We start from the raw sequence: 8365 nt of genomic DNA, 5'->3' as shown, positions 1-8365 counted from the left end.
GCACGTCTCGTTGTGGGGACGGGCCCGGTGGAGGTTTCGTCGGTGGCTGAGGTGCCGCCCGGCCTGCGCACTGCGGCCCCGGCGCTCGCATGTCCGCACTGCGGGGCCGCGCTCGAACCCGACGAAGCGACGCTCATCTGCGCGGCCGGCCACTCGTTCGACGTTGCGCGCCAGGGCTACGTGACGCTGCTGGGCGGTGGGGGTGCCGCTGTGGTGGCGGATGACGCCGCGATGATCGATGCGCGCGGTCGCTTCCTCGAGACCGGCCACTACTCGGCGTTCTTGTCGGCGGTCGCCGACGGGGCCGCGGCAGCGGAGGACGCCGCGGCCGGAGCCGGCTCGCCGTTGATCCTGGACTGCGGTGCGGGTGAGGGATCGTATCTTTCGGCCGCCGTCGAGCGCACCGGAGCCCGGGTGGGCATAGGCCTCGACCTCTCGAAGCCCGCCGCGCGCAGGCTCGCCCGCCGCGGCCCGCGTAGCTGCGGTGTCGTGGCCAACGGATGGGACCGGCTGCCGGTGGGCGACGGTGTCGTGTCCGCCGTGCTCTCCGTCTTCGCTCCGCGTAACGCCGCCGAGTTCGCGCGTGTGCTGGCGCCGGGCGGCGTGGTCGTCGCCCTGACACCCGGACCGCGGCACCTGCACGAGCTGGTCGGGCCGTTGGGCATGATCTCGGTCGAGGAGGGCAAGGTCGCGCGGCTCGACTCCGTGCTGGGTCGTCACCTCGAGCTGGTGGGCCGCGAGAGCCTGGACTGGGTAATGGATCTCGGGCCGGATGCCGCCTGCGACCTGGTGGCGATGGGCCCGAGCGCCCACCACACCGAACCCGAGGCGCGCAGACGCGCAGTCGAGGCGTTGCTCGGTGCGGATGACACGGTTCCGGTCTCGGCGTCGGGGTTGGTGAGCGTGTATCGCAAGGCGTGATCTGGCGTCCGCGAACCGCGGGCTCGTCGGGAGTACAGCGCAGACCGGGCGCGCGCGGCGTCAGCGCGTGGCGGCGACGAGCACCAGTACGTACGCCGCAACGATTATCGCCACACGGGCGTAGTGCAGGCGGTCCCATCGCCGCTGCTGTTCGCGCCAGTCCGCGGGGTGGTCGTCCGCCGTCCATTGCGCCGAACGGTTGTTGATGGGCACCAGCAGTGCGATCGACATCGCGACGCTGATCGCCAGCAGGATCGCCGCGGCCGCGGCTGCAGAGGTTCCGGCTCGATCGGCTACGGCCAGCGCGATCGTCAGCAGTAGGGAACCGAAGTACCAGAACGGCATCGCACGACCGAGCATCCGGGCGCCGTCGGCCCGCCCTTCGAGCGAGGGGCCCGCGGGCAGGCGCAGCAGGATCGGGTTGATGACGAACGCGACGGCGATCTCGACGCCGACCATCAGGCCGACGACGGTCGCGGTCGCGACGGCGAGAACAGAGACCATGACCCGACTCCTCAGAATCTAGCGTTGCTAGTACATCTAGCAACGCTAGACTAGAGCGCATGGCGGAACGAGGCAAGGGGAAGAGCGATTCGCGGGACCGTCGTATCGAGGAGCGTCGGCGTCGCATCCTCGATGTCGCGCGCGAGTATTCGGAATCGGAAGGGTGGGCAGCGGTGACCACGCGGCGGCTCGCCGACGCGATCGGGTACACCCAGCCCGTGCTCTACGGGCATTTCCCGGGCGGCAAGTCTGAGATCATGCGCACCGTTGCTCTGGAGGGCTTCGAAGAGCTGGCCCGGATGTGCCGCGCCAGCGCCGGAGGGGCGGGTGGGCGCCCAGTCCTGCAGGCGGTGTCTACGGCTTATCTCGACTTCGCCGAGCGGAATCCCGCACTCTACGAGGCCATGTTCCGGCTGCCCATCGACGCGCATTTCGCCGCGGACGACAGCGAGGTGGAGCTGCAGGCGGGCTTCAGCGCCCTTGCCGACGCGATCGGCGACGGCGGCGACGGGACCGCGACCGAGGTGCTCTGGGGTGCACTACACGGGCTCGCCGACCTCGCGCGGTCCGGGCGCGTGCGGCCGGAGCAGCGGGAGCGGCGGATCACCGAGATCGCAACGCGCTTCGGCGAGGGCGACGGGCGGGGGCGGGGCTAGGAGGCCCCGACCGAGCGGTAGACGTCCAGGGTCTGGGCGGCGATGGACTCCCATGAGAACTCGTCGATCGCGCGGGCCCTGCCGGCCGCGCCGTACGCCGTGGCGCGCGCTGGATCCGCGCACAGCGCGTTGACGCCGTCGGCGAGCGCCGCCTCGAACGTCTCAGGGTCGTTCTCGTCGTAGTGGACCAGCGTGCCGGTCACGCCGTCGTCCACCACCTCGGGGATCCCGCCCACGTCCGAGGCGACGACCGCGACCTCGCACGCCATCGCTTCGAGGTTGACGATCCCTAATGGCTCGTATACGGAGGGGCATACAAAAACCGTTGCGGCGGACAGGATCTCGCGTACCTGATCGGTCGGCAGCATGTCCTGCACCCAGAACACGCCGGAGCGCTCCTGAGACAGGGCCGCCACGGCGGCCTCGGTCTCGGCCGCGATCTCCGGTGTGTCGGGCGCGCCGGCACACAGCACCACCTGGACATCGGGGTCGAATCGGTGGGCCGCGGCCACGAGGTGCTTCACGCCCTTCTGCCGCGTGATACGGCCGACGAACGCGGCGATCGGCCGGCCCGGATCCACGCCGATACGGCTGAGCGTGCTGCCCTCGCCGAACACGTCGACGGGATGCCATGCCTGCGTGTCGATCCCGTTGCGCACCACGTGGACCCGTTCGGGGGCGAGGTTCGGGTAGCACGCGAGGACGTCGTCGGCCATACCCCGGCTGACGGCGATCACGGCGTCGGCGTACTCGACCGCGTTGCGCTCGATCCAGGACGACAGCCGGTAACCGCCGCCCAGTTGCTCGGCCTTCCACGGGCGACGCGGCTCGAGCGAATGCGCGGTCAGGACGTGTGGGACGCCGTACAGCTGCCCCGCTACGTGGCCCGCGAGGCCGGTGTACCAGGTGTGGCTGTGGATCACGTCGACGCCCGCGGCGGCGTGCGCCATGCGCAGGTCGGTCGACATCATCGACAGAGCCGTATTCGCATCTGCGAGAGCCGGATCGGGTCCGGTGACGGTGACGCCCTCGGCGTCCGGACGGGGCACGCCCATGCAGTACACGTCGACGGCGCACAGGTCGCGCAGGCGGGCGACCAGCTCGGTCACGTGAACGCCTGCGCCCCCGTAGACCTCCGGCGGATACTCCCTGGTCATCATTGCGACGCGCATAGCACCAAACCTAGATCGTCGCTGGGGTGGACGCATCATCTTCGTCAAGGCTGGATACCCCACCACCTTTGCGGCTAGCGTGGGCGGTGTGAAGAGCCAGCCACGAGTATTGGGATTGGTCCTGGCCGGGGGCGAGGGCAAGCGGCTGTACCCACTGTCGGCGGACCGGGCGAAACCCGCGGTGCCCTTCGGCGGGTCCTATCGGCTGATCGATTTCGTGCTGTCGAACCTGGTGAACGCCGGGTACCAGCGACTCGCCGTTCTGACCCAGTACAAGTCGCACTCGCTCGATCGTCACATCAGCCAGGTGTGGCGCGTGGCCGGCTTCCGTGGCGAGTACATCACCCCCGTGCCCGCGCAACAGCGCCTCGGTAAGCGCTGGTACACCGGGAGCGCGGACGCGATCCTCCAGTCCATGAATCTCGTCTACGACGACGATCCCGACTACATCGTGGTGTTCGGCGCCGATCACGTCTACCGCATGGATCCGTCCCAGATGGTGGAGGCGCATATCGCATCCGGCGCGGGGGTCACTGTCGCCGGCATCCGCGTCCCGCGGCGCGAGGCGAGCGCGTTCGGCTGCATCGACGCCGACGAGTCGGGACGCATCACGCGCTTCCTGGAGAAGCCGTCCGAGCCGCCCGCCACCGCCGACGATCCCGAGTCCACCTTCGCGTCGATGGGCAACTACGTCTTCACCACCAAGGCGCTCATCGACGCGATCACCGCAGACGCCGAGAACCCGGATTCGGACCACGACATGGGCGGAGACATCATCCCGGCCCTCGTCGAGCGCGGCGAGGCGGCGGTCTACGACTTCAAGGACAACGAGGTGCCGGGCGCGACGCCGCGGGACGCCGGCTACTGGCGGGACGTCGGCACCATCGACGCCTTCTACGACGCGCATATGGATCTGGTGTCGGTGCACCCGATCTTCAATCTGTACAACCGCCAGTGGCCCATCCGCTGCGAGAACGACAATCTGCCGCCTGCCAAGTTCGCGAAGGGCGGTCTCGCGCAGGAGTCCATGGTGGGCGCCGGCAGCATCGTCTCCGCTGCGACCGTGCGGAATTCGGTGATCGCGGCGGGGGTGTCGATCGGCGACGGCGCTACCGTCGAGGGCAGCATCCTGATGCCCGGCGTGCGCGTCGAGCCGGGGGCCGTCGTACGGCACGCGATCCTGGACAAGAACGTCCAGGTCGCGCGTGGCGAGATCATCGGAGTCGACCTCGACCGCGAGCGCCAGCGCTTCAACGTCTCCGCGGGCGGCGTCGTGACCGTCGGGAAGGGCGTACGCGTCGGAGGCTTCTAGTCCCCCCGCCGGACGGGACGCACCGTCCGGGTTCCGTGGCCGCCGTGCCGAGCGCAGCCGCGATGGAGGGCGACTTCAGGAGCGGGCGAGCGCGGCGCGTACCTGGTGCGCGACGGTGGTGCGCTCGGCGGAGTCCGGGAGCGCGTCGACAGGCCACCAGCGCAGGTCGTTGGACTCGTCGCTGATCGCCAGATCGGGGAGCACGCGCCCCCCGGCGACGGCGAGGAAGCGCAGGTCCAGATGCCGCGTCGGAACGCCGAGCGAACAGGTTATGGGGTGCGTGTGCAGCGTCAGCAGGTCGTCCGACACCTCGATGTCGTCGAGGCCGGACTCCTCTCGGGCCTCGCGTAGGGCCGCGCCGGCGATCGTGGAGTCGACGTCCTCGCAGTGACCGCCCAGCTGCAGCCATTCGCCGACGCGCGGATGGTGCGTGAGCGCGACGTGTGTGCGGGCGGCGTTCAGCAGCACGACCGACGCAGTGATGTGCCCGGGCACATTGGCGCGTGCACACGCGTTCGGCTGCGCGTCGAGGAACGCGAGCACGGTGTGGCGCAGGGAGTCGTCGGCGTCGGTGCGGGCATCGAAGCGAGCGAGGGCGTCGACTGCGGTCGTGTGCAGGGTCGTGAAGGACACGGTTACCTCTCGATGAGCATGTCGCCGGGCGCGAGCGGTTCGCGCGGCGCCGAGGGCGCGAGCGGGTATCCGACGGCGATCGACCCCGCGGGCCGGTAGTCGTCGGGCAGGTCGAGGTTCGCGCGCACCACGTCGGGCGCGAAGATCGTCGAACCGATCCAGCAACTGCCCACGCCGCGCACGGCCAGCGCCACCAGCAGCGACTGCACCGCCGCGCCGACGGCGACGGTGAACATGGCCTCCTCGGCGGCGGTGCGGGCGTCGTCGGGATAGGTGTGGGCACCGTCGGGAACCATGAACGGCAGGATCAGTTCGGGCGCGTCGTACAGCAGCCGGCCGCGCGCGATCCTCTTCGCGATGGATCCGGGCGAGCGTCCGTCGCCTGCGAGGTCGCGCTCCCACCGCTCCTTCATGGCGTCCAGCAGCGCGAGCCGGCGCTCGTTGTCGCGCACCCAGACGAAGCGGATCGGGTGCGTGTGATGCGGCGCGGGCGCTGTCAGCGCCTCGGCGACCGACGCGGTGATCAACTCGGCGGGCACGGGATCGGGCGCGAACTCGCGGACGGAGCGGCGTAGCAGCAGCGCCTGCCGCCGTGCCTCGTCGACGCCGGTGTGGAACAGGTCGTCCTCGCCCGGGCGGACGAGCCCGCGCGCGGTCGCGAGCGGTGAGCCCGGTTCGGGCGGCTGGACTGTGAAGCCGCGCACGACCGCGACGGGAGTCTGTCCGAGCTTGCCCTTGACGAGATCCGCGGCGGCGGCGAGCTCGTCCGCGACGGCGATCTCGGTGACGACCAGGTCGTTGCCGTACGCGTCGACGGCCCCGCCGTAGCCGTGCAGCACCGACATGCCTGCCGCGCCGATCGCGGCGTCCGTCTGCCCCGTGCGCCACGCGCGCCCCATCGTGTCGGTGACGAGGACGGCTACGTCTACGCCCAGCCGTTCGGCCAGCCCGGCCCGGACGGCGGCGGCGCTGCCGTCGGGGTCCTCGGGGAGCAGGGCGATGGAGTCCGATGCGATGTTCGACGCGTCCACGCCCGACGCGGCCTGCACGACGCCGAGGCGGTTCTCCGTGATCCACGTGCGCCCCCTGGTGGCGAGGATCCGGACGGACTCGTCGGCGACGAGGCGCCGCCGGAGCGCGTCCCGCTCGTCCGCATCCGACGGTGCCGGGACGACGCGGCCCTCTGCCTTGGAGAAGATCTTCGACGTGGCGACCACGATGTCGCCGTCGGCGAGCCAGGGGGCGGCCCCGGCGAGCACGGCGGCGATGTCGGTGCCCTCGGTGATCTCGCCGATGCCCGTCACTGGCAGCACTTCGAGGCGAGCGGCGCCGTGGTCGACGGTACCTCCGGCGGTGTAGGTGATCTCGGGGGCGATCGGTTCCCCGCCGCCGTGTCGACCCGGCTCGCTCGTGCGCGGGGCCGTCATGCGAGACCCACCAGCTCTAGCCCGGCGTCGATCATCGCGGCGGTGTGCGTGGGCGTGGTCATCAGCAGCGGGACGGCGGCGACGGGTACACCGTCGACGGCTGTGTCCGCGTCCTCCTCGGCGACGAGCCAACCGTCCAGGAGGCCGTTGCCGGAGCGCGCGCCGAAGTGTGCGCCGATGGCCTGGGCGGAGGTCTCGAGCCCGACGACGTCGAGGCACCGGTCGGCCATGCCGCGCAGCGGTGCGCCGCCGATGACGGGGGAGACCCCGACGACCTTCGCCGAAGTCCGCCTCAGCGCGCCGCGGATACCTCCCACGGATAGCACGGCGCCGACCGAGACGATGGGATTCGACGGTGCCAGGAACACGACGTCGGCCTCCTCGATCGCGCTGAGGACCGCGGGTGTCGCCTCGGCCCGCCCGGTTCCGTCGGGCCCGGAGCCCACTTGTGCGAAGCCGAAGGTCGGGACATCCGCGCGATAGCGGACCCACCACTCCTCGAAATGAATTGCACGCTTGCGGATTCCATCTCCCGCCGCGTCGCCCGCCCTGTCTCCGTCGTCGTCGGCGATCACCACGTGCGTCTCGTGCCGCGTGTCCGACGCGGGTAGCAGGCGCACGCCGGGACGCCACCGGTTGCACAGCGCGGCGGTGACCTCGGTCAGCGGGTAGCCGGCCGCGAGCATCTGCGTGCGGATGAGATGCGTTGCCAGGTCGCGGTCGCCCAGCCCGAACCAGTCCGGATCGGCGCCGTAGGCCGCGAGCTCCTCCTTGGCGTGCCAGGTCTCGCCGGCGCGGCCCCAGCCCCGTTCGGGGTCGATGCCGCCACCGAGGGTGTACATGCAGGTGTCCAGGTCGGGACAGATACGGACGCCGTGCATCCATGCGTCGTCGCCCACGTTCACCACCGCGGTCACGGAGTGCTCGCCGGGGTCGCCGGTAGCCTCGGGGAAGGGCGTGGATCCGAAGCGCTCTCGCGCGCCCTGCAGGAACTTCGCTCCGCCGACGCCGCCTACGAGGACTGTCACCTTCACCGTGACGAGCCTAGTCATCACCGCGGTGTGACACGGATTACAGCTCGAGTTCGTGTCGAGACCGGGTGCACGGTCTGGGGAGTGGTAATAGGCGATTTGCTCTACGGCTTGACCTGGCGGCCTTTCACGTGTGTAATCACAACTGTGTCATTAACTGCGACGCGGATTCGACATCACGAACTTCCTTGTCGCGACGGGGCACTCGACGACCACCGACCACCACGAATGACTGCACAGGATGAGGGAGGCGGGGCCCGATGACAATCGACCATCATCGTGATCCCTTCACAGACTTCACCGGCGGTGCAGGACGCGGCGTCCTCTCCGATGTGGGGGACTCGTCCCCGGCGGAGGACGGGCAGCGTGCTCACCTGAGCCTGGTGGCCACTGAGTTCGACGACCTCTTCGAGGCGGTCGAGGAACAGTGGCAGGACCGTGCGCTCTGCGCCCAGACCGATCCCGAGGCGTTCTTCCCCGAGAAGGGCGGCTCGACCCGCGAAGCCAAGCGCATCTGCCTCGGATGCGAGGTGCGTAACGAATGTCTCGAGTACGCGCTCGCGCACGATGAGCGCTTCGGCATCTGGGGCGGTCTGTCCGAGCGTGAACGGCGGAAGCTCAAGCGCGGCATCATCTGAGCGCCGGAGGCGGCGAACCGGCAATCACGCGAGCGACCGACACTCACCGCTCCACCCGAACCTCTCGGGTG

The 8365-nt window shown here is 70.2% G+C and carries 9 protein-coding genes; 4 read left to right on the top strand and 5 right to left on the bottom strand.

Annotated elements, in window-relative coordinates; translation table 11 throughout:
- Positions 1-921 (top strand): putative RNA methyltransferase (locus P0W64_RS12945; protein WP_343232856.1); only part of this gene is annotated, 921 nt, incomplete at its 5' end.
- Between the two features lie 60 nt (positions 922-981).
- Here the strand turns inward: P0W64_RS12945 and P0W64_RS12940 are convergent.
- Positions 982-1425, bottom strand: coding sequence for a DUF1772 domain-containing protein (locus P0W64_RS12940; protein WP_275480536.1), 444 nt, complete (start codon positions 1423-1425; stop codon positions 982-984).
- A 59-nt stretch (positions 1426-1484) separates the two neighbouring features.
- Here P0W64_RS12940 and P0W64_RS12935 point away from each other — a divergent pair, with 59 nt between their 5' ends.
- Positions 1485-2081 (top strand): TetR/AcrR family transcriptional regulator, encoded by a 597-nt coding sequence (locus P0W64_RS12935; RefSeq protein WP_275480535.1) that lies wholly within the window; start codon positions 1485-1487, stop codon positions 2079-2081.
- Here P0W64_RS12935 and glgA read toward each other — a convergent pair.
- Positions 2078-3253 carry a glycogen synthase gene (glgA, locus tag P0W64_RS12930; RefSeq protein WP_275480534.1) on the bottom strand — a complete coding sequence of 392 codons (1176 nt, stop codon included), beginning with the start codon at positions 3251-3253 and terminating at the stop codon, positions 2078-2080. The genes P0W64_RS12935 and glgA overlap by 4 nt on opposite strands.
- An 88-nt stretch (positions 3254-3341) precedes the next feature.
- On the opposite strand from glgA, the gene glgC reads away from it, so the two are divergent.
- A complete protein-coding gene (glgC, locus tag P0W64_RS12925) occupies positions 3342-4565 on the top strand; it encodes a glucose-1-phosphate adenylyltransferase (protein ID WP_275480533.1) in 1224 nt (407 codons plus the stop codon).
- 75 nt (positions 4566-4640) lie between these two features.
- On the opposite strand, the gene P0W64_RS12920 is transcribed toward glgC, so the two are convergent.
- Genes P0W64_RS12920 through cofD form a run of 3 tightly spaced genes read right to left on the bottom strand, consistent with a single transcriptional unit; the run spans position 4641 to position 7659 of the window.
- A complete protein-coding gene (locus P0W64_RS12920; protein ID WP_275480532.1) occupies positions 4641-5198 on the bottom strand; it encodes an NUDIX domain-containing protein in 558 nt (185 codons plus the stop codon).
- 2 nt (positions 5199-5200) lie between these two features.
- Positions 5201-6625, bottom strand: a complete 1425-nt coding sequence (locus tag P0W64_RS12915) for a coenzyme F420-0:L-glutamate ligase (RefSeq protein WP_275480531.1) — start codon at positions 6623-6625, stop codon at positions 5201-5203.
- The gene (gene cofD / locus P0W64_RS12910; RefSeq protein ID WP_275480530.1) at positions 6622-7659 is read right to left on the bottom strand and encodes a 2-phospho-L-lactate transferase; all 1038 of its coding nucleotides are present in this window, start codon (positions 7657-7659) and stop codon (positions 6622-6624) included. Before cofD ends, P0W64_RS12915 begins: the two co-directional genes overlap by 4 nt.
- A 371-nt stretch (positions 7660-8030) precedes the next feature.
- Between cofD and P0W64_RS12905 the strand changes: the two genes are divergently transcribed.
- The gene (locus P0W64_RS12905) at positions 8031-8294 is read left to right on the top strand and encodes a WhiB family transcriptional regulator (RefSeq protein WP_275480542.1); all 264 of its coding nucleotides are present in this window, start codon (positions 8031-8033) and stop codon (positions 8292-8294) included.
- Positions 8295-8365 lie beyond the last annotated feature (71 nt).

Source organism: Tsukamurella sp. 8F (assembly GCF_029167375.1).
In the GTDB taxonomy this organism is placed as follows: domain Bacteria; phylum Actinomycetota; class Actinomycetes; order Mycobacteriales; family Mycobacteriaceae; genus Tsukamurella.
Note: the sequence above shows the minus strand (reverse complement) of the source record. Positions and strands in the feature narration are given on the sequence as shown.